Source organism: Actomonas spartinae, assembly GCF_051209155.1.
GTDB lineage: Bacteria > Verrucomicrobiota > Verrucomicrobiia > Opitutales > Opitutaceae > Actomonas.
This window is the reverse complement of sequence record NZ_JBPJGB010000001.1, coordinates 846,880-867,814: the sequence shown is the minus strand read 5'-3', so window position 1 is coordinate 867,814 and position 20,935 is coordinate 846,880. Positions and strand designations below refer to the sequence as shown.

The 20,935-nt window shown below is 65.3% G+C and carries 15 protein-coding genes; 10 read left to right on the top strand and 5 right to left on the bottom strand.

All coding sequences use genetic code 11. The features are described 5' to 3' along the window. The first annotated feature begins 2 nt into the window (after window positions 1-2). The gene (locus tag AC0MRV_RS03480; RefSeq protein WP_472763040.1) at window positions 3-770 is read left to right on the top strand and encodes a LytR/AlgR family response regulator transcription factor; all 768 of its coding nucleotides are present in this window, start codon (window positions 3-5) and stop codon (window positions 768-770) included. Window positions 771-786: 16 nt separating this feature from the next. Here AC0MRV_RS03480 and AC0MRV_RS03475 read toward each other — a convergent pair whose 3' ends face one another. Further along, entirely contained in the window at window positions 787-1,212 is a 426-nt protein-coding gene (locus tag AC0MRV_RS03475) for a hypothetical protein (RefSeq protein ID WP_472763039.1), read from the bottom strand. Between the two features lie 115 nt (window positions 1,213-1,327). On the opposite strand from AC0MRV_RS03475, the gene AC0MRV_RS03470 reads away from it, so the two are divergent. The 3 genes from AC0MRV_RS03470 to AC0MRV_RS03460 all read left to right on the top strand — a co-directional run bounded on the left by AC0MRV_RS03470 (window position 1,328) and on the right by AC0MRV_RS03460 (window position 3,225). Continuing rightward, window positions 1,328-2,119, top strand: coding sequence for a hypothetical protein (locus AC0MRV_RS03470; RefSeq protein ID WP_472763038.1), 792 nt, complete (start codon window positions 1,328-1,330; stop codon window positions 2,117-2,119). A gap of 114 nt (window positions 2,120-2,233) precedes the next feature. After that, a complete protein-coding gene (locus AC0MRV_RS03465) occupies window positions 2,234-2,572 on the top strand; it encodes a hypothetical protein (RefSeq protein WP_472763037.1) in 339 nt (112 codons plus the stop codon). 98 nt (window positions 2,573-2,670) lie between these two features. Beyond that, on the top strand, window positions 2,671-3,225 hold the full coding sequence (locus tag AC0MRV_RS03460) for a DUF4199 domain-containing protein (protein ID WP_472763036.1): 555 nt from the start codon (window positions 2,671-2,673) through the stop codon (window positions 3,223-3,225). Between the two features lie 112 nt (window positions 3,226-3,337). Here AC0MRV_RS03460 and AC0MRV_RS03455 read toward each other — a convergent pair whose 3' ends face one another. From AC0MRV_RS03455 to AC0MRV_RS03440, 4 genes are all read right to left on the bottom strand, one after another. Next, entirely contained in the window at window positions 3,338-4,390 is a 1,053-nt protein-coding gene (locus AC0MRV_RS03455; protein ID WP_472763035.1) for a S1C family serine protease, read from the bottom strand. A 38-nt stretch (window positions 4,391-4,428) separates the two neighbouring features. After that, on the bottom strand, window positions 4,429-4,977 hold the full coding sequence (locus tag AC0MRV_RS03450; protein WP_472763034.1) for a hypothetical protein: 549 nt from the start codon (window positions 4,975-4,977) through the stop codon (window positions 4,429-4,431). After that, window positions 4,970-5,482: an RNA polymerase sigma factor gene (locus AC0MRV_RS03445; protein ID WP_472763033.1), complete on the bottom strand. Its 513-nt coding sequence runs from the start codon at window positions 5,480-5,482 to the stop codon at window positions 4,970-4,972. The genes AC0MRV_RS03450 and AC0MRV_RS03445 overlap by 8 nt, the downstream gene beginning before the upstream one ends. Window positions 5,483-5,886: 404 nt before the next feature. Continuing rightward, window positions 5,887-6,069, bottom strand: a complete 183-nt coding sequence (locus tag AC0MRV_RS03440) for a hypothetical protein (protein ID WP_472763032.1) — start codon at window positions 6,067-6,069, stop codon at window positions 5,887-5,889. A 112-nt stretch (window positions 6,070-6,181) separates the two neighbouring features. Between AC0MRV_RS03440 and AC0MRV_RS03435 the strand changes: the two genes are divergently transcribed. The 6 genes from AC0MRV_RS03435 to AC0MRV_RS03410 all read left to right on the top strand — a co-directional run bounded on the left by AC0MRV_RS03435 (window position 6,182) and on the right by AC0MRV_RS03410 (window position 20,887). Next, window positions 6,182-7,075: a LysR family transcriptional regulator gene (locus AC0MRV_RS03435; RefSeq protein ID WP_472763031.1), complete on the top strand. Its 894-nt coding sequence runs from the start codon at window positions 6,182-6,184 to the stop codon at window positions 7,073-7,075. Between the two features lie 58 nt (window positions 7,076-7,133). Continuing rightward, window positions 7,134-8,483, top strand: coding sequence for an MFS transporter (locus tag AC0MRV_RS03430; RefSeq protein ID WP_472763030.1), 1,350 nt, complete (start codon window positions 7,134-7,136; stop codon window positions 8,481-8,483). A 45-nt stretch (window positions 8,484-8,528) separates the two neighbouring features. After that, the gene (locus tag AC0MRV_RS03425; RefSeq protein ID WP_472763029.1) at window positions 8,529-8,849 is read left to right on the top strand and encodes a phasin family protein; all 321 of its coding nucleotides are present in this window, start codon (window positions 8,529-8,531) and stop codon (window positions 8,847-8,849) included. Next, window positions 8,846-10,501, top strand: coding sequence for an ABC1 kinase family protein (locus tag AC0MRV_RS03420; protein WP_472763028.1), 1,656 nt, complete (start codon window positions 8,846-8,848; stop codon window positions 10,499-10,501). The genes AC0MRV_RS03425 and AC0MRV_RS03420 overlap by 4 nt, the downstream gene beginning before the upstream one ends. 68 nt (window positions 10,502-10,569) lie before the next feature. Next, complete coding sequence (locus AC0MRV_RS03415) at window positions 10,570-13,116, top strand: U32 family peptidase (protein ID WP_472763027.1); 2,547 nt, start codon at window positions 10,570-10,572, stop codon at window positions 13,114-13,116. Between the two features lie 343 nt (window positions 13,117-13,459). Then, window positions 13,460-20,887 (top strand): beta strand repeat-containing protein, encoded by a 7,428-nt coding sequence (locus AC0MRV_RS03410; protein ID WP_472763026.1) that lies wholly within the window; start codon window positions 13,460-13,462, stop codon window positions 20,885-20,887. The last annotated feature ends 48 nt before the right edge of the window (window positions 20,888-20,935 follow it).

Genomic DNA, 20,935 nt, shown 5'->3' with positions numbered 1-20,935 from the left:
TCGTGCTTTTTCCCGCCGACAACACCCCCGGTCTCCCGCTCCGGATCATCCTCATCGACGATGAACCGCCGGCCCGGGAGGAAGTTCGCCGCCTCATTGCCGATCATCCCGGCATCGAAGTCGTCGGCGAGGCCGGCAACGTCACCGCCGCCCGCCGTCGTCTGCGCAAGGCCGCCGACTATGACCTCGTGCTCCTCGACATCCAACTCATCGGTGGCAGCGGCTTCGACCTCGTGCCCGACATCGCGCCGACCGCCCACGTTGTCTTCTTCACCGCGCACGAACAGCACGCCCTGCGCGCCTTCGAGGTCAACGCCGTCGACTACCTGCTCAAACCCGTCACCGCCGACCGCCTCGGCGAAGCCCTGCGCCGCGTCACCGCCCAAGTGACGCCCGGTCCGGTCACCCGCGGCACCCGCTCTCCGCTGCAACCCGCCGACTCCGTCCTCGTGCGCAGCCAGGCCGGTTCCGAGTTTATCCCGCTCGACGACATCGCGGTCATTGAGGCCCAGCAAAACTACTCACGCATCGCCCTGCGCAGTGGCCGCGAGCTCATGATGCTGCGCCCACTCAAAGAATGGGAGTCGGAGCTACCCACCCAGACCTTCGCCCGCCTTCACCGCAGTCTGCTCGTCAACCTGCAGGCCATCGAACAGGTCAAACACGACCTCATCGGCCGCCCCGCCCTGCACCTCGCCGGACGCGCCGAACCCGTCCGCGCCAGCCGCCGCCAATGGGCCGAGATCCGCAACCGCCTGCCCAAGGCCTGATCGCCCCCCTGAGCCCTCAATCGCCTAAGGCTTCAAGATGGCCGGTCGTCGCCTCGGCCAGTTCGACCGCAGCTACAATCTCCCGCGCGATTTCGATCGTCTGTTCCCGATCGAGTTCCGCCCAGAGCTCTGCCTCAGCAGTTGCGACCGCCCCCCGCCAACCGGTGAGCACCCGAAAGCGTCGCGGACGCGTCGCCAAGTCCCCGACCGCTTCGACCAAAACCTGCCTAAGCCGCACGAGCGCGTAGCCGCACAAGTCGGTTGCGCCGTAAAAATCCAAGTAGAGCTCCGGCCCGTCAGGCAGTCGCGCATCCCGAAAGTAGCGGGCAAAGAAGCAATACGTGGCCTGATCCGGAATGCTCGCCCGCACGGGAAATTCACCAGAGCAGCCAGTTTGGCCGGGCGGGGATACGATGAAGTCCAACATGGATCGTGGCAGCAAAGGCAGAAGGATGATCGTTGGTAGGCAAGCCTCCACCGTTGCCGTCCGCATCTCCTGCTCGACGGAAACTGAAGGCCCCGTCGACATTCTCCGCCCCTTGCCCTAACTTCACCCTATGCTGCCCCGTTCCCTTCTGCGCGTCTCTTGCTTGGTTTCATTTGTCCTCCTTGTCGGCGGCTGCGCCCCGCAGACCGCCACCGAGGGCAACCCGCCCGCCGCCGGTTTTGACGCCGCCGGCTCGGACGCCAAGGCCATCGCCGTCGCCGACGCCACCATGGAGGCCATGGGCGGCCGGCATGCCTGGGACATGACGCGCCACCTCACCTGGCGCTTCTTCGGCGGCCGCCGCCACGTCTGGGACAAGTTCACCAACGACCTCCGCTTCGAAGACGGCGACCTCACCGTGCTCATGAACCTCGACAACGAAACCGGCCGCGCCTGGCAGGCCGGCACCGAGGTCACCGACGCCGATGCGCTCAAAGAGATCCTCACCAAAACCAAGGGCGCCTGGATCAACGACAGCTACTGGCTCGTCATGCCCTACAAACTCAAGGACTCCGGCGTCACCCTGACCTACGTTGGCGAAAAACAGGACGCCGCCGGCAAGGCCTGCGATGTCCTCCAACTCACCTTCCAGGGCGTCGGCCGCACCCCGAACAACAAATACCACGTCTTCGTCGATCAGCAGACCCACCTCGTGAGCGAGTGGACCATCTGGTTCGACGCCAGCCAGGACGAGCCGCGTTCCCTCGGCCCTTGGACCGACTGGCAACGCTACGGCGCCATCCTGCTCGCTCCCGGTCACGGGCAACGTGGCCACACCGAGATCGGCGTCTTCGATCAATTGCCCGAGTCAGTTTACACCCAACCCACGCCCGCCTTCGTCCTGCCCGGCGCCGACGAGTGATCGCGGAGCCGCCCAGGCTCGCGACACCGCTCGTCAATTAGTCTTCCCGTTCGTCAACCGAAGCTGGCCCGCCTCCGGTCGGAAGGGCCTCCGTGGTGCCCGATCAACTGGCCCATGGACGAACCGACTCCAACCTTCTCGCAGCGTTACTGCGCGCTCCACCACATCGACGCACGACGCTTCCCGCGTTCCATCGTGCGACGCACCCTGCACTGGCCCTCGCGCTGGTTTGCCTGGCTGTGGTTGGCCAGCGACTCCGACACCCTCGAAGCCGACCTCGAACTCGCCACCTTCTGCGGTCGCCAAGCCAGTTCGCGCGACTTCGAGGACGAATTGAAGGAGTTTCGCTACGACACCCGCAATCACGGTCTCTGGCGTGGTCGCCTCCGCCAACGCGTTTCGACCCGCCGCCTGCGGCGCCTCTTCTACCGCACCATGACCGCGGGGAACTAGCGGCCGCCCTCCTTTCCTCGCCACTCAACCAAGCCGCGCGACCGTCCGTCCATTCACCGGTTGGCAACCCCACTCCCGTCACCCAAGCTGCGGGCCTCATGAAAACGACCTTTCTCTACGGCCTCGGCATGGCCATCGCAGGCGCAGTGCTAAACTTCATCCTCTACTTCGCGGGCATGCACGACACACCCGAGAAGCTGCAGTCCTCGCAGACCGTTGGTATGGTGGCGGGTTTGGTCATCACCGTCGCAGGTCTGGTGCTTGCCATCCGCGCCCGCCGCGATGAGACGCCATTGGACGAAGATTTTGGCTACGGTCGCGCCCTCGGAGCCGGCACCCTCACCGCACTCTGGGGCTCGCTCTTCGGCAACCTTTTCAACGTGGCCTACATGACCGTGATCAACCCGGGGCTCGCCGACGTCACGCGCGAGATGCAGATCAACGCCTGGGAAGAGCAGGGCCTCACGCCCGAACAAATCGATCAGGCGGAGGGTTTCCTCAACATGATGTCCAACCCGGCCCTCCAGTTCGTCTTTGGCTTCATCTTCGCCTTCCTCTTCAGCTTTGTCTTTGCGCTCATCATCGCCGCCTTCATCCGCCGCTCGGCCGAGGAAAGCTTCGACGAAGCCGCGCCGCCGCCGCTCGAGTCCTGAACTCGACGGATCCTTTGCGCCAAAACGCGGAGCCCGACGGGCTCCGCGTTTTTTGTAGGCGCCGCTGCCGTGCCGGCACGCCGCACCCGGGTGGGATCAACCACAAATCAAATCACCGCTTCTCCTCCGCCTGCGCGATGAAGACCTTTTCGGCCGGACCAAAACGCAGTTCCGCCGACTCCTCCCCGCCCCCCAGCACCCGCAACTCGGTGCGCTCGATCTCCTCGCCCGGATGCGGCTCCACCATCTGGATGTTCTCCACTTTCTGGAGCCGCGCCTTCACCGCTTCGCTCAACGCGGCCCGCTCCGCCTCCGTGCCAACCGGCCCCTCGAACAACACCGTGCCCTTCGCATCCTTGACCGTTAGTCGCTTCGCCCCTTCGCCACTGATGAGCTCCACCACGCCGTCATCATCGCTGAACACAACGTTGCCGCGACTCAGGTTCATCATGCGCACGACCGCCCCGTCGCCCTCACTGCGCCACCGAAAGCCGTGACCGTTTTTCATCTCTTCCCGCTCCATCTTGAGCGACTCCACCAGGCGCTTCACCTCCTCGGGCGAGATGTTGCCGTGCAGGTCCTTTAATTTCTCCTGCAGCTCGTCCATCCGGCCGTGGAATTCGTGCATTTCAACGTCCGGCGCATGCAGTTCCATCACGTGAGCGCGATGCGGCTTGCGCTCGCCGAGCTTCACCGTGGCCGTCTGCTCCTTGCCGCCGCGCAGGAAGGTGAGCTCAACCTCGGTTCCCGGGTCATTGGAACGCACCAGGACGCCGAGCTGATCGGAACTCACCAGCAACTGGTCGCCCATCTTGGTGAGGATGTCGTGCTTCTGCAGCACCGCGGCCGCGGCGGTTTCCTTCACCACCCGCTGCACCACCAGACCGATGCCTCGCGGCAAACCGAGCTGTTCGCGCAGCGTCGTGGAAACCCGCGCCGTCTCCACGCCAAGGAAAGCGTAGGGTTCGGCCGGTTCATCGTCGTCGGACGAATAGTTCACCACCACATGGCTGGTGTGCTTCACGTCGGCCGGGGCCTCGGCGTCGCTGGTGACAAAGACGCGCACATTCTTGCTCTCGCCCTCCTCGTCGGCCGCCAGCAGACGACCGCCGGAGCACAGCAGAAGCGACGCGGCGATTAAGGGGATCAATTTCTTCGTATTCATAATTTGGATTCTTGGGTTAAAGCTTTGGGATTGAAAATTCAGTAGGCCGCCAGGCCCACGTAGCGCACCGCCTCGCGCGGCACTTCCCAGCGCAACTGGGCGGTGCCCCCGACGTCGCGCCACTCGATCGTATCGACAAAGTAGTCGCGCACCCGCTCCACCGCCGAACCATCGGCCAGCTCGACCACGCCGTCGGAACGGCTGCCCAGCAGGACCCGACCGGCTTTGACCGGACGCAACTCGGGTGCGCCAACCGGGCCGGCCGTTTCCGCCTGGGCGACCAACGCCGGACTTTCGCCGGCGCGGTCCGGAAGTGGCGCCAGGCGATTCAGTGTGAGCATGAGTGCCACCAGCGCGGCGGCTACCGCCCAGTTCGACCACTTCCAAGAGGTCCACGTCGTCGCCGTGCGGTAGCGCGGCCGGGCCACGCCCGCCCGTCGATCCGCCACGACCGAGCGCGTGGCCACCGGCGCGGTCGCGGCGCCGGGTTCCAATTCGTGGGCCAGCCGAGCCTCCAATCGGGCGCCCGGTTGGCGCGGCTGTAGACGGAGCAATTCCGCCTCAAGGTCGGCGAATTCGTTATCCATGATTTTCCAGGGTTGAGAGTTTGTCGCGCAGCGCCCCGAGCGCATAGCGGTAGCGGGATGCCGCCGTATTGGGCGAAAGCCCCAACTGCGTGGCGATATCGGCAAACGTGAGGCCGCCCCAAATCTTGAGCACCAACACCTCGCGCTGTTCGGACGGCAATTGCACCACCGCCTCCTCCAAGGCATTGGACCGATCGTCGCCCTCGGGATTCGGCTCAAACCATGACTCGGCGTGCAGATCCACGTGGACCTGCTCCCGGCGCTCGCGACGCGCCGACCGCCGGATCAGGTCGAGGGCGGCCCGGCGCACCGACGTGATGAGCAACGGCAGGGGATCGCCGGCGAGGTGACGTTGTTGGCGCCAGTAGCGCACGAAGGCCTCCTGCACCACATCCTCCGCATCCGCCGCCGACCGGGTCCATTGCCGCGCCACCAGCAGCAGGCGCGCGCCATAGTTTTCAAACCAGGCGCGCCAATCGGCGGAAGTGGGACGGGATTCAGACATCGGACAGCAGAGAACAGGAAGAGCTTTACCCCCAACGCGCCGCCTCCCGCGACTTTTGTCTAAACCTGACCAAAAAACTCCGGTTCGGCCGCCAAATTGGACGCCATCCTCCCCGCGAATTTGTCACGCAATAGGTGACACTCGCCGCTCCCTTTTCGCCCGCTCACCACCGGCCCAACCAACCGTCCTCCCAAACAAAGCGTAACCTATTGGGTGACAATTTTTCAGTCCCACCATGCCTCGTCCCGCTTGGCGCCCCCCGAGATCAGTCTCCCGCATCCCGCATCCTCCCTTCCCTATCCGGTATCCCGCATCCCGGAAATTAAAACGGCCCCGGTTTCCCGGGGCCGCGTTTCAGAAACTAACACAACAAAAAGTTGGCAATGACCTTGCCGATGAACCGCTTACTTCAGCTCGCGAGCCGAAGCATTGCGGTAGTCCTGCCACACCACCGCGGAGAACGCGGCACTGATGTAGGCGGCAATGGCCATGTTGACGGTGACCGCACTCGCGGCGGCGGAGATGATCCACGCCAGCGCGACCGTCGCGGCTCCAATTAGGGCGTAGGTGATGTTTTGGTTATTCATAGTCGTTCTTCTTTCGTCTTGTCGTCCGGTTGCCCTTTCGACGCCGAGAGAATACGCCACAAACAACAATAGTTGAACTATTTGATATCTATCGTTTCCATTGGTTTCTCCTATGGAACTGCACCAGCTCCGCTACGTCGTCGCCATCGCCGATACCGGCAATTTCACCCGTGCCGCGGAAACGAGTTTCGTAAGTCAACCGTCTTTAAGTCAGCAGGTTGCAAAACTAGAAAAGGAGCTCGGTCACCGCCTCTTCCATCGCCTTGGGCGCAAGGCCGTGCCCACCGACGCCGGGGCGGTTTTCATCGAGCGGGCCCGCCGTATCCTCTTTGAGGTGCAGAATGCGGCCTCAGAAATTCGCGACGACCCCGATCTTGGTCGCCAAATCACCCTCGGCGCCATCCAGACCGTCGCCCCCTATCTGTTGCCGTCCCTTATCCTGCGCACACAGAAGGTTTTACCGAATATTAAGATCAACACCTACGAGGGCTTTCGCGGCGACTTGGTCGATGGGCTCATCGATGGCCGTATCGACCTGGCCCTGGTCGCTATGCCATTGAACGACAGCCGATTATCGGTGGAACCGATCTTTCGCGAGCCACTGTTGCTGGCGGTGGGCCGCAATCACCGCCTCGCCAGCAAACGCACCTTTCACGTCGCCGACCTTGCGGAGGAGACCTTCATCATGATGGGCCGCAGCTCGACGCTCACCGAGCAGGTGCAGCAGTTCTGCGGCGAACACGATTTTGAGCCGCGCATCGGTTACCGCTGCGGCCAGGTGACGACGCTGAAGCAGCTCGTCGGCCTTGGCCTCGGCATCGCCATCCTGCCCCGCCTCGTTCAGCATCCGGACGATCACGATACGATCGTATATCGCCAACTCAGTGACCGCACGCCGACCCGCGAAATCGGCATTGTGCGCCACCTGCAACGTTACCAAAGCCGCGGCATGGCCCAGTTTCTGGATTTGATTCGGCAAATCTTCCACGGTTTCGGCGACAGTTGAGATTTTCCCACGGAGCATTTGCAGCGGGCAGGCATCGCGCCGTTGCTCCCCAGGTCGCATGACCGCCGAACCTGCATCACCGTCCCGCTCCACCCCCGCCAACGCGCCGCCCCCGGTCAACGAGCGCGCCCTGCTGCTCACGCTGGCGGCGGTCCAGTTCGCCAACGTGCTGGATTTCATGGTCATGATGCCGCTGGGCGCCAGCATCATGACCGCGTTTCAAGTCACGCCGCAGGCCTTTTCCTGGCTGGTCGCGGCCTACGGCACCGCGGCCGCGATTTCCGGATTTGCCGGCGGTTTCGTGCTCGATCGCTTTGATCGCAAGAACGCCCTGCTGGTTCTCTTCGTGGGTTTCACGCTCGCCACCCTCGCCTGTGCGCTGGCGCCCAACTATCTGGCTTTGCTCGTCGCCCGACTCGCCGCCGGGACCTTTGGCGGCGTCGCCGGTTCCGTGGTGACCGCCATGGTCGGCGACGTGATCCCGCCCCATCGCCGCGGCCGGGCCATGTCGACGGTCATGTCGGCCTTCCCCTTGGCCTCGATCGCAGGCATTCCGCTTTCGCTCGCTTTGGTCAACTGGTTCGAATGGCACGCCCCCTTCTTCCTCCTGGCCGGCCTGAGCGCCGTGCTTTTGCCTGTCATCGCCAAGGTCCTGCCCCACGTTTCCAGCCATCGCCACGAAGGTTCGGCATGGCAACAGATGCGGGAAATCCTTTCGCATCCGGTGCACCAGCGCGGCTTCACCCTCGGCGCCACCCTCATCTTCGCCGGAGCCTGCATCGTGCCCTTCATGGCTCCCTCTTTGGTCAAAAACGTCGGCCTCTCCGACGGCCAACTTCCGTGGGTCTACTTCGTCGGCGGCACCTGCACCTTTTTCACCATGCCGCTGCTCGGCCGCCTGTCCGACCGCCACGACAAGTTCGTGGTCCTGCTGGTCGTCACAGTGCCGGCGGTCGCCGCCATGCTCACCATGACCCATCTCGGCCCGAGCCCCTTGCCCTGGGCGCTCGCGGTTTCGGCGCTGTTTTTCGTCGGCATGTCCAGTCGCTTTCCCCCGACGATGGCCATGATCACCAACGCCGTGGAAGGTCGCTACCGCGGCGGCTTCATGTCGGTGATGAGTGCGATCCAGCAAGCAGCCGGCGGACTCGGCAACGTCGTGGCCGGTTTCATCGTCACGGCCGGTCCGGACGGCCGGCTGCAACATTTTGATCGCGCCGGCTGGGTCTCCTGCGGCGCCTTCGGGCTCACCGTCCTGCTGGCGGCGCGCCTGCGGTCGATCGCCCCCCACGCCGCCCGCAATCCGGCACACCACGAAATCGCCGCGGCCTCGCCGCCCTCCGCGGGCCCCGCCGCCGACTGCACCTGCGATGACACCCCGGCCGACCGCACGGAAAACGCCACCTGAATTGCATTTGCGCAGGCGCCCGACCGGACATAGCTTGGCCGTGCTATGATCGACCTGCTCAAGAAAACACTCCTCGCGGGCGTGGGTGCCGCCGTGATCACCAAAGACAAGATCGAAGGCGCCCTCGATGACTTCGTGCGCCAAGGCAAGGTCAACGCCAGTGATGCGCGCATCATGGCTGACAAGATCGCCGAACAAGGCCGCCGTGAATTCGACGAACTCGCCGGCGAGCTCAACACCCGCATCTCCGGCATGCTCGATCGCACCAACGCCGAGTCCCAGGCCCGCATCGCCGCCCTCGAGGAACGCGTCAAAATCCTCGAAGCCAAACTCCAGGATCCGCCCACCCGTAGCGGCGAGCCGTGAAGCCCTTTGACCTCCTCGGCAACGCCGTCCGCGCCAAGGAGATCCTCACGGTCTTCGCCCGGCACGGCTTTGCCGATTTCATCAATCAGCTGGACCTGCCGGCGCCGGTGCCCAAGCGGTTCCGGTCCGAGCGCGGTCCCCATCGCTCCAAATGGGAGCGCATCCGCCTCGCCGCCGAGGAGCTCGGCCCGGCCTGGGTGAAGTTTGGCCAGCTGCTGAGCATGCGCCCCGATCTCATCCCGGGGCCGCTCATTCTCGAACTCCGCAAACTGCAGAACGCCGTCGCGCCGGTCCCTTTCGACCGTATCCGCGATCTCATTACCGATGAGCTGGAGGGCGAACCCACCGAGGTGTTCGCCGAGTTCAACGAAACGCCCGTCGCCGCCGCCTCGCTCGCCCAAGTCTACTTCGCCCGCCTGCGTGAGGACGACACCATGGTCGCGGTCAAGGTCCAGCGCCCCGGCATCGCCCGCTCCATCCGCGCCGACCTCGACCTTGCCAACTGGATCGCCGAGCAACTGCACCAGCGCATCCACGCCCTGCGCCCCTACGACCTGCCCTCCGTCGTCGAAGCCGTGCAGGAGGGCGTGAATCGCGAACTCGATTTTCGCTACGAGGCGCGCAACCAGACCTATTTCAACACCATCAACCCCGACGGCGAACGCGTTTTCGCCCCGCGCATTTTCGACGACTACACCACGCCCAAGCTGCTGGTCATGGAGCGCATCGTGGGCAACCCCGTCGGCGGCGAACAACTGCCGCCCGAAAAGGCCACGGCCCTCGCCGCCCACGGCGCCCGCTCGATTGTCCACCAGGTGTTGATCGACGGCTTTTTTCACGCCGACCCCCACGCCGGCAACGTCCTCATCACCCCCGACGGCCGCCTCTGCTTTCTCGATTGGGGCCTCGCTGGTCACCTCACCCGCCGCCTGCGCTACGCCTTGGCCGACTTCTGGATGGCCGCCGTCGAAGGCGACGCCGAACGCGTCGTGCGCATCGCCGCCGACCTCGCCCCCGCCGGCGCCCGCGTCGACCTGCGCGCGATGGAAAAGGACGTCACGCTCGCCCTGCGCGAGGAGCTCAACTTTGCCATCGGCCGCCAGGAAATCGGCCGCGCCATGCTCAAGCTGCTCTTCATCTTCGGCGAACACGGCATTCCCCTTTCCAAAGACTACGCCATGATGGCCAAGGCTGTGCTCGCCATCGAGGAAGTCGGCAGCGTGCTCGACCCCAAGTTCGACCTGCGCAAACAGGCTGCGCCGGTGCTCAGGGATCTGTTCAAAGAGCGCACCGGCCCGCGCGCCATGGCCCGCCGGTCCCGCGAGTTTCTGCGCGGCGCCATCTCCGGCCTCACCGATCTGCCCGCCGCCGCTCAGCGCCTCGTGCGCCGTTTCGAACAGGATGACATCACCGTCAACCTGCAGCATCGCGGCCTCGACGACCTCGACGATTCCATCGAACACGCCTCCAACCGCATCACCCTCGGTGTGGTCTCGGGTTCGCTCATCATCGGCTCCTCGATGATCATCACCACCGGTCGCGGCCACCTGCTCTTCGGTTACCCCACCCTCGGCATCCTCGGTTACCTGCTCTCGGCCATGATCGGCCTCTACGTCGTCTGGGACATCTTCCGCCACGGCCGCCGGAAGTAGAAAGAGAATCTTTCTCTTTATTCTTTATCTCTCTCTTTCTCTGACGGCGCAATGCGCCGCTTACCAAGATGGAGAACGCCCGCGAAACCACTCCCAACCGACCGCTACGCCCCGAGCTGCTCGCTCCCGCCGGCGACTGGGAATGCGCGCGCGCCGCCGTCGAAAACGGCGCCGACGCCATCTACTTCGGCCTCGAACGTTTCAACGCGCGCATGCGCGCCCACAACTTCACCCAGGCCGACCTGCCCGCCCTCATGGCTTTCCTCCATGAACGCGGCGTGCGGGGCTACGTGACCTTCAACACCCTCGTCTTCGCCGACGAACTTGAGGACGCCGCCGACTACCTGCGCACCATCATCGCCAGCGGCGTCGACGCCGCCATCGTGCAGGACATCGGGATCTGCCGCCTCATTCGCCGCCTCTCGCCGGACTTCCCGATTCACTGCTCCACGCAGATGACCATCTCGAGCGGCGCCGGCGTCGACTTCGCCCGCGACCTCGACGCCCAACTCGTCGTCCTCGCCCGCGAAAATTCGATCAAGGAAATCAACGCCATCCAGGAGGCACAGGCCGCTTCCAGCCGGCCGCTCCCCCTCGAAGTCTTTGTCCACGGCGCCCTCTGTGTCGCCTACTCCGGCCAGTGCCTCACCAGTGAATCCCTCGGCGGCCGCTCCGCCAACCGCGGTGAATGCGCCCAGGCCTGCCGCCTGCCCTACGAACTCGTTTCCGACGGCCAGAAGGTCGACCTCGGTGACCGCGCCTACCTGCTGAGTCCGCAGGACCTCGCCGGGCTCGACGTCCTGCCCGAACTCGTGCGCACCGGCGTCGCCTCGCTCAAAATCGAGGGTCGCCTCAAGAGTCCCGAATACGTCGCCTCCATCACCCGCACCTACCGCCGCGCGCTCGACCAGATCCTCGAAGCTGCGCCGCCCGCCTTTGATCGCGAGGCCGCGCGCTATGAACTGGAGATGAGTTTCTCCCGCGGACTCTACACCGGCTGGTTCAACGGCATCCACAACCAGGAACTCGCCCACGGCCGCTTCGGCACCAAACGCGGCCGCTACCTCGGCCGGGTCACCCGCGTGCAGGGCGAGCGCGTCTTCGCGCGACTGGAGTCCCCGCTCAAGGCCGGCGACGGCGTGGCCTTCGACGCCGGCCGTCACGCCGAAGGCGAAGAGGGCGGACGTATTTACACCATCGATACAACCAAGTCCGGCGACAGCGTGCTCAGTTTCGGCCGCGGCGCGGTGAACTTCGCCCGCGTGCACGTTGGCGACCGCCTCTGGAAAACCAGCGACCCGGCCCTCGAACGCGAACTCCGTGCCACCTTCGCCGGGGACAAAGTGCGCTTCACCCGCCCGATCCGCGCCGAAGTGCACGGCCACGCCGGCGCCCCGCTCACCCTCATCCTGAATGACGGTGAAGGGCATCAGATCAAAGCCGCCTCAGGCTCGCCTTTGGAAGTCGCCGAGCAACGCCCCCTCGACACCGAACGCCTGCGCCAACAACTCGGCCGCCTGGGCGGCACGCCCTTTGAACTCGGCGACCTCACCAATCACCTTGAAGGCGATGTCATCCTGCCGCTCAGTGAGTTGAACCAACTCCGGCGCAACGCCGTCGAGCAACTCACCGCCCTGCGCAAAGCACCACAACGTTGGGAACTCACCGCGCCCGACCCGGCCGCCACCCGCATCGCCACGGCGTCCTCGCCCAGCAACACCGCCCCCGAGCTCATCGTCGTCACCCGCGACCTCGCGCAATTCGAAGCCGCCCTCACTTGTCCCGGCATCCGCACCTTCTACTGCGAGTTCGAAAACCCCAAACACTACCGCGAAGCGGTCACCCGCTTCAGATCTCATTTCACCCAGCGCCCAGTATCCAGCGACCAGCCCCCCAGCATCTGGGTCGCCCCGCCCCGTGTCTTCAAACCCGGCGAGGAATGGATCCTCAAACAGGTCCGCTCCTGCGAGGCCGACGGCTACCTCGTCCGCCATCACGAGCACCTGCGCTTCTTCGCCGGCGACCGCACCCGCGGAGATTTTTCTCTCAACGTCGCCAACCCGTTGACCGCCGAGTATTTTCGCGAGCGCTACGGACTCGAACGCGTCACCGCCAGCTACGACCTGAACATCGGCCAGCTCGAGGCGTTGTTGCAAAATGCACCGGGCGACTGGTTCGACATCACGATCCATCAGCACATGCCCATGTTTCACATGGAGCATTGCGTGTTCTGCGCCTTCCTCAGCTCCGGTAAGGATTACCACGACTGCGGCCGTCCCTGCGAAAAGCACCGCGTCGCCCTGCGTGATCGTGTCGGCGCCCAACTCCCGCTCAAAGCCGACGCCGGTTGCCGCAACACCGTCTACAATAACCGCGCCCAAACCGGCGCCGAATACGTCGACCGCCTCATCGTATTGGGCGCCCGCCACTTCCGCATCGAGTTTGTGCACGATGCCCCCGCCGAAATCCCGCGCACCGTTGCCGCCTACCAACGTCTGCTCCGCGGCGACCTCACCGGCTCCGCCCTCTGGCAGGAACTCAAACTCCTCAACCAACTCGGCGTGACGCGCGGTCAAATGGAAACCGGTCCGCGCACGATTCTGAAAAAGCGCTAGGTTCCCCCCGTTCGCCCCACCCGGACACCAAGACGGGGCCACCATTCGGCGACCCCGTCAGGTCCAGCTTCAACTAACTCCCGGGGCTTCAACCCCGGGGCCATTCGGCACGGGTATTGACTGCCTGCAGCGAACCAGGTTCCGCGATTTCCCGCCTCCACGAACCAAATTCTTCGGTTCTCGAGCCCGCCGCCACCGCCGGCTGAATGGGTTCGAATTTAGACCTTCTTCACCCAATTAGTCCAAGATTGCATGATGCACGCTGTCGCCCCAGCATGCACCCATGTGCGCCGGCGGAAAAATCCCGCCCCTCTCCACCGGAGCAGCCTTGGGGTTCGGGGTCGTGCCACGCCCGCACTTGGCGGACGCGTTGCTCTTTCTCGTGCTCGCATCCGGCGCTCTCGCGCAAGTGTCGTGGACCGGCGGAGCCTCCACGGGCGATTGGGGCACCGCCGGCAATTGGGACACACCACCCGTCACGACCGACGTAGCCACCTTCGATGCGGCCAACGCCAACAGCCAGTTCAGCATCACCCTGGGGGCCAATCGCACCATCGGTGGCCTGGTGTTCTCGAGCACCGGCAGCAACGCCTTCACCTTCAATGCTGGCAACCGGCTCACCGTCGGGGCCAGCGGCATCGTCAACAACCACAGCCTCACGCAAACCTTTGCTGCCGAAGTGCGATCATCCGGCACGCAGATTTGGGATGCGGCGGCCGGGGGGCTCACTTTCAACGATCTCCGCCTGGCCTCCAACGTCACCCTGACCGGAGGCAACGCCGTCGCCGTCAACGGCACCCTGACCAACTTCAACGGCAGCCGCAGTTTCACCAACAACCTCACGGCCGGTCTCACGCTGAACAACATCGAGCTCACCAACAACAGCACCGACCGCACACTCTCCCTGCGGGGCTCCGGCACCACCACGGTCAACGGCATCGTGTCCGACGGTGGCACCGGCGCCGGCACGCTGCGGCTCCGCGACACCGGCACCGTGACCCTCAACGGCGCCAACACCCACACCGGTGGCACTTGGCTCAACGGCGCCACCCTCATCATGGGCCATGCCTCCGCTCTGGGCACCGGCACCCTCACGCTCCAAGGCGGCACGCTCGACGGCGGTGCCGCCAATCGCACCATCGCCAACGCCGTCAGCCTGGTGAGCAACACGTCGTTCGGCGGCAGCGCCGATCTTACGTTCACCAACACCCTGACGCTCGCCAACAACCGCACCCTCACCCTCGCTGGCAGCGGTCAAACGGTCCTCAACGACATCGCGCTTTCCGCCGACGCCACCGCCCATCGTCTCATCCTGGCGGGCAGCGGTGACCTCACCATCGATGGCACCATTTCCGACGGCGCGGCCCCTTCCGGCGGTCGTTTGAACAAAACCGGCACCGGCACCCTCACCCTGAATGGCACCAACACCTACACCGGCGACACCACCCTGACCGCCGGCACCGTCATCGTCGGCAGCGACGCCGCGTTTGGCGACGGCACCGGCAGCGTCGCCCTGGGCACCATGACGTTGCAGGGAGACGGCACCACCCGCTCCATCACCAATGACGGCACCCTGACCGGCAACCTCACCATCGCCGGTGCCTCCGATCTCAACCTCGGCGGCACCTTCACTCTCACCGGCAATCGCACCCTCACCCTCGACAACACCGGCACCACCACCTTCGGGGGCTTCGCCCTTTCCAGTAACACCAACAACCGCACGCTCACGCTCGCCGGCTCCGGCGACCTCGACGTCACCGGCGCCATCACCAACGGCAGCGGCGGCGCCCTCGCCCCCAACCTCACGGTCACCGGCTCCGGCACCATCACGCTCGACGGCAACAACAGTTACGGCGGCACGACGCGTCTCGATGCCGGCACTCTGGTCTTGAACGGCACCAACACCACCACCGGAAATTTCGATCTCAATGGCGGCACCCTGACCATCGGCAACAACGACGCCTTCGGCACCAGCCTGATCGACCTGTCCGGCACCACACTCCAAAGCGACGGCACCGCTCGATCCGTCAGCAACGACCTTCAGCTCACCGGCAGCACCGCCACCATCGGCGGCGCCTCCGATCTCGCACTGGCCGGCACCCTCACCCTCACCGGCAACCGCACCCTCGCCATCACCAACACCAGCGCCACCACCTTCGGTGCCGTCAACCTGTCCGACGACAGCAACAGCCGCACCTTCACCGTCGACAACACCGGCAACGCCACCATCGCCGGCGTGATTGCTGACGGCGGCACCGCCACCGCCAGTGGCCTCACCAAGTCAGGCACCGGCGACCTGACCCTGGCCGGCGCCAACACCTTCGGCGGCACCACCACCGTCAACAACGGCACGCTCATCGCCAGCCACGCCGACGCCCTCGGCACCACCGCCGGCGGAACTGCGGTGGCCACCGGCGCCAGCCTCGAGCTGCGCAACAACATCACCCTCACTGGCGAAGCCGTGACCCTGACCGGCACCGGCACGCTGGCCAACACCACCGATGCCAACACCTTTGCCGGCACCCTCAGCGGCACCGGTGGCGTCAGCGTGTCCGGCGGTTCGCTCACCCTCTCGACCGCCAACACCTACACCGGTGGCACCTCCGTTTCGGGCGGCACCCTCGTTGCCACCCACAACGAAGCCCTCGGCGACGCCGGCACCGGCACGACCGTCGCCGCCGGCGGCACCCTCGAACTGCAGAACGGGATCACGATCGCGAGTGAAGCACTCAGCGTCACCGGCAGTGGTCAGTTGTTGAACACCGCCGGCGCCAACACCTACGGCGGGGTCATCAGCGGCACCGGTGGAGTCACCGTCACCGGCGGCGAGCTCATCGTCACCGCCGCAAACACCTACACCGGCACGACCGACATCTCCGCCGGCACGCTCACCCTCGGATCTGCCAGCCGCCTTTCGACCGGCACCACCGTCGCCATTGGCGGTTCGGGCACGTTCAACCTCGCCGGTTTCGATCAACGGGTCGGTGACCTCAGCGCCGCGGGTGGCGCCACGCTCGACTTCGGTTCCACGACCGGCGCAAACGCCTTCGTATTCGATACCTTCACCGCCCCGCCCAGCGGCGTGCTCGTGATCAACAACTGGGAGGACGGCGTCGACCAGCTCGCGACCACCGTTGGGGCGCAGGATGTGTCGACCATCTACCTCGCCGGCTTCGGCGTGGCTGAGCTCGACACCGGCACCACCACGGTTCTCGGCACCTCCGCCTACCTCATCACCGCCGCGACCTTGGGCTTCAAGGAATGGGACGGCGGCGGCAACGACAGCAATTGGGGCACCAACCAGAATTGGGCCCCCGGCGCCGGTGAACCCAGCGCCACGGAATACGCCCTTTTCGACGACGAGGACAACGGCAAGGCCACCATCGCGCTCGACCAGACCGACACCATCGCCGGCATCGAATTCGGCGCCAATGCCACCGTGTCCTACACCCTCAATTCGGCCACCACCGAGGTGCTCACCCTCGCCGGCGCCGTGCCGTTCATCCAACAGAAGAACGCCCTCGATCAGACCATCAGCCTTTACCAGCTCCAGCTCGGCAACAACACGGTGGCCGACATCACTGGAGCCGGCGATCTCATCATCTCGGCCGACATCACCGACGGCGGTTCCGGCTACTCACTGGTGCGCGATGGTGGCGGCACCGGGCAACTGGTGCTGAGCGGCGACAACACCTTTTCCGGCGGCCTCTACTTGAACAGCGGCATCACGGAGGCCCAGTCCTCCGGCGCCCTTGGCACCGGCACCGCCGTCATCGCCTCCGGGGCCGCCTTAAATCTCAACGCCCCCGGCACCATCGATGAGAATATCACCTTCGCCGGCACCGGCGTGAGCAACGGCGGCGTGATACACAATCTCGCCGGCACCACCACCCTTTCCGGCACGCTCACCGCCACCAGTTCCAGCCGCATCACGACGGACAACGGCACCACGCTGAATCTCTCGGGCAATCTTACCGGCACCGATACCAACCTCACCTTCGCGGCCGCCGGCACCGGGGCCATTCAAGTCAGCCAGATCACCACCGGCACCGGCGCGGTCACGCTCGAATCCGGGGACCTCACCTTCACTGGCGCCAACGCCAACACCTACACCGGACTCACCACGGTCGCGGGCGGCACCCTCACGCTCAACAAGTCCGCCGGCGTTGATGCCATCGGCAGCGGTGGCCTCACCCTCGCCGACGGCACCACCGCGACGTTGCAGGCAAATCAACAGATCAACGACGCCGCCACCGTCACCTTGCTCGGCACCTCCACCTTCGACCTCGGCGGCAACACCGAAACCCTGGCCCAACTCAACAGCGCCAGCAGCACCGCCACCGTCGCCCTCGGCGCCACCGGCAATCTCACCATCGGCGCCCCTGGCGTGATCGACTCCGCCTTTGTCGGCCAACTCACCGGTGGCGCCGGCAGCAGCCTCTCGATCGACGGCGGCGGCACCGTGTCGCTCTCGGGCAACAACACGTCCCTCGCCGCCACCGTCAACGTGGCGAGTGGCAACCTCCACGCCTCCGGCTCCAATGAGGCGCTGGGCTCCGGCACGCTGGTGGTCTCGGCCGGTGGCACGCTGCAACTCGAGGGCGGTATCAACTTGGACAATACGGTCCAACTGGCGGGCACCGGCTCGGCCGCCAATGGCGCGGTGGAAAACGTGAGCGGCAACAACACGCTGTCCGGTGCGGTTTCCCTCAGCGCTGCCACCACCTTCAACACCACCGCCGACACCCTCAGCGTGACCGGTGTCATCTCCGGCAGCAACGACCTCACCAAGACCGGCACCGGCACCCTCGTCCTGAGCGGCAGCAACACCTACACCGGCGCCACCACCGTGACCGGCGGCACCCTATCGATCGCCGCCGAGTCCAACCTCGGCGCCACCCCCGCGAGTTCCACCACCGGCCACCTCACGCTCGATGGTGGCATCCTCAACACCACCGCCACCCTTTCGCTCGATGCGAACCGCGGCATCGCCATCGACGCCGGCGGTGGCGACTTTGCCGTCGCGACCGGCACCACCACGTCCCTCAACGGCGTGATCAGCGGCACGGGCACGCTCACCAAATCCGGCGACGGCACCCTGGTGGTGAACGGCACCAACACCCACACCGGCTCCCTCACCCTCTCGGCCGGCGACCTCGAACTCAATGCCGCCCAGAGTTTCACCGGCAACCTCTTCCTCGACGCCGGCACCGTCACCGTCGGCGACGACAGCGCCTTCGGCTCCGGCGTGGTCCGTCTCCGCGGCGCCACCCTGCAAGGCGACGGCACCGCGCGCACCCTCGACAATGTCGTGCGCGTGCAGGACACCAGCACGATCGCCGGCAGCAGCGCGCTCACCTTCACCAACCGGCTGGTCAACCACAACGGGGACAACACCCTCAACCTGACCAACTCCGCGAACACCACGTTCAACGATGTCGAGTTGTCCAACAACAGCACCAATCGCTCCTTCACCCTCAATCACACCGGTGAGGTGATCATCCTCGGCATCGTCTCCGACGGCAGCTCCACCGCCAGCAACCTGATCACCTCCGGCACGGGCCGCCTCACCCTCTCCGGCGCCAACACCTTCAGCGGCGATCTCACCATCGGCTCCGGCACCACCCTGCTCGCGACCAACAACGACGCCCTCGGCTCCGGCGGTGGCACCACCACCGTCCAGTCTGGCGGCACGCTCGAGCTTACCGGCGGCATCACCGTCGACAGCGAGACCGGCATCACCCTCGCCGGCACCGGCACCGCCGGCCAGGGCGCCGTGCTCAGCTCCTCCGGCAACAACGTCCTCGACTCCACCTTCACCCTCAGCGGCGCGACCACCGTCACCGCCACTGCCGATACCCTCACGCTCGGCTCGCAGGTCAACTCCTACGAGTTCGATCTCAACGGCTACGACCTCACCCTCAACACCGACGGCGGCAACATCACCGTTGAATCCGACCTCACCGGCGTGGGTGACATCATCAAGAACGGTTCCGGCACCCTGCTGCTCAATCACGGCGAAGCCTACATCCCTGACTTCCTGCTCTCCCCCGACACCGACTTCTACCTCAACGACGGCCTCACCATCCTCAACACCTACAACAACGACAACGCCGGCATGCGCGGCGAGGTCATCGTGGGCGACGGCGTGGGCGCCGCCGGGTCCGCCGTCCTGCAACAAGGCCTCTACGAGAGCGGCGTCGACATCTCGTCCAACCTCATTTCCGACTCCTCCAACATCACCATCAACGCCGACGGCTACTGGGACCTGCAGGGCCACAAGGAGGTCATCAACAACCTCACCATGAACGGCGGCACGGTGGAGGCCAAGAACAGCTCGGGCACCGGCGATCGCCTCGACCTCATCGGCACGCTCACCGCCTCCAACAACGCCACCTCCACCATCGACGGTCGCCTCGGTTTCAACAACGACACGGCCAAGTCCGTCGTCGTCGATTCCGGGTCCACCCTGCAGATCAACGCCGTGCTCTCCAACGGTGGCTTCAACAAAACCGGCGATGGCACCCTGGTCCTCTCCGGGGCCAACTCCTTCACCGGCACCGCCCTCGTGTCCGACGGTATTCTCAAGGTCGACAACAACTCCGGCCTTGGCGCCACCTACGGCGGCACCCAGGTCCTCTCCGGCGCCCAGCTCCAACTCGACGGCGTCACCATCGGCAGCGAAGCCCTCTCGCTCGCTGGCACCGGCCACAACTCCGACGGCTCCGGCGCCCTGCGCGCCCTCGCCGGCACCACCAACTCCTGGGGCGGTGCCGTCACCCTCACCGCCAACAGCGAGATCCAGACCGAGTCCGGCGCCTCGCTCACCATCGGCGGCAACATCACTGGTTCCGGCAAGACCCTCACCGTCGAATCCATCGGCGACACCACGTTCACCGGTAACAACACCTTCAATACGCTGGAAAAGAACGGCGCCGGCACCCTCACCGTCAGCGGGATCAACACCTACGCCACCACCAACGTGAACGCCGGCACCTTCGCGCTGGGCAACTCCAACATCCTGTCCGACTCGATGGACATCAACCTGGGCGCTTCGGGCACTTTCGACGTCGGCACCTACACCGAGACCATCGATCAGCTCAACGGCTCCGGCACCCTCACCATCGCTTCCGGCGGCGACCTCACCATCGACCAGCTCGGCAGCGCCGGCGCCTTCACCGGTGTGCTCGACGTCGACGGCATCCTCACCCTCAACGGCGGCACCATCGGCGCGGCCGACGGCACCGGCTCCACCGGCACCATCGAGCTAACCGCCTCCAACACGCTCAACATCGTCGATAACTTCACCTTCGGCGGCACCCTCGAGCTCGGCGACGCCACCACCCTGAACCTCGTCAACGACGGCACCACCTTCAACGTCGGCACGCTGCGCGTCACCGGCGATTCCGTCATCGACTTCGCCGGCGCCGACATCGGCACGCTCAACATCGGCACCCTCGAGATCGACCTCGGCGGCACCATTCTGGCCACCAACTGGAACAGCTTCTACGACCTCTGGACCGCGACCAACTTCACCGGCGCGACCATCGACGAGCGCAACAGCACCACCGCCCAGATCACCTTCAGCGGCTTCAACGCCTCCGACACCATCTGGCTGACCTACGACTACGGCTCCAATGAGATCACCGTCCCCGAACCCAGCACCTACGGTGCCTTGCTGATGTCCGCTTTGGCCGGCCTTTACGTGTGGCGTCGCCGGAACCAGCAAAGAGCCAGCGCCGAGAGGCAGAAGACACGAACCTCGTCGTGACGTGCGCGGCACGGCGCAATCAAACGCCGTCTTCGTTCGTTTTTGTCG

Excerpts from the sequence above, each read along its gene's own strand:
- AC0MRV_RS03450 (WP_472763034.1), bottom strand. The coding sequence starts at position 4,977 with ATGGATAACGAATTCGCCGACCTTGAGGCGGAATTGCTCCGTCTACAG.
- AC0MRV_RS03470 (WP_472763038.1), top strand. The coding sequence starts at position 1,328 with ATGCTGCCCCGTTCCCTTCTGCGCGTCTCTTGCTTGGTTTCATTTGTC.
- AC0MRV_RS03455 (WP_472763035.1), bottom strand. The coding sequence starts at position 4,390 with ATGAATACGAAGAAATTGATCCCCTTAATCGCCGCGTCGCTTCTGCTG.
- AC0MRV_RS03435 (WP_472763031.1), top strand. The coding sequence starts at position 6,182 with ATGGAACTGCACCAGCTCCGCTACGTCGTCGCCATCGCCGATACCGGC.
- AC0MRV_RS03430 (WP_472763030.1), top strand. The coding sequence starts at position 7,134 with ATGACCGCCGAACCTGCATCACCGTCCCGCTCCACCCCCGCCAACGCG.
- AC0MRV_RS03415 (WP_472763027.1), top strand. The coding sequence starts at position 10,570 with ATGGAGAACGCCCGCGAAACCACTCCCAACCGACCGCTACGCCCCGAG.
- AC0MRV_RS03440 (WP_472763032.1), bottom strand. The coding sequence starts at position 6,069 with ATGAATAACCAAAACATCACCTACGCCCTAATTGGAGCCGCGACGGTC.
- AC0MRV_RS03445 (WP_472763033.1), bottom strand. The coding sequence starts at position 5,482 with ATGTCTGAATCCCGTCCCACTTCCGCCGATTGGCGCGCCTGGTTTGAA.
- AC0MRV_RS03465 (WP_472763037.1), top strand. The coding sequence starts at position 2,234 with ATGGACGAACCGACTCCAACCTTCTCGCAGCGTTACTGCGCGCTCCAC.
- AC0MRV_RS03460 (WP_472763036.1), top strand. The coding sequence starts at position 2,671 with ATGAAAACGACCTTTCTCTACGGCCTCGGCATGGCCATCGCAGGCGCA.
- AC0MRV_RS03425 (WP_472763029.1), top strand. The coding sequence starts at position 8,529 with ATGATCGACCTGCTCAAGAAAACACTCCTCGCGGGCGTGGGTGCCGCC.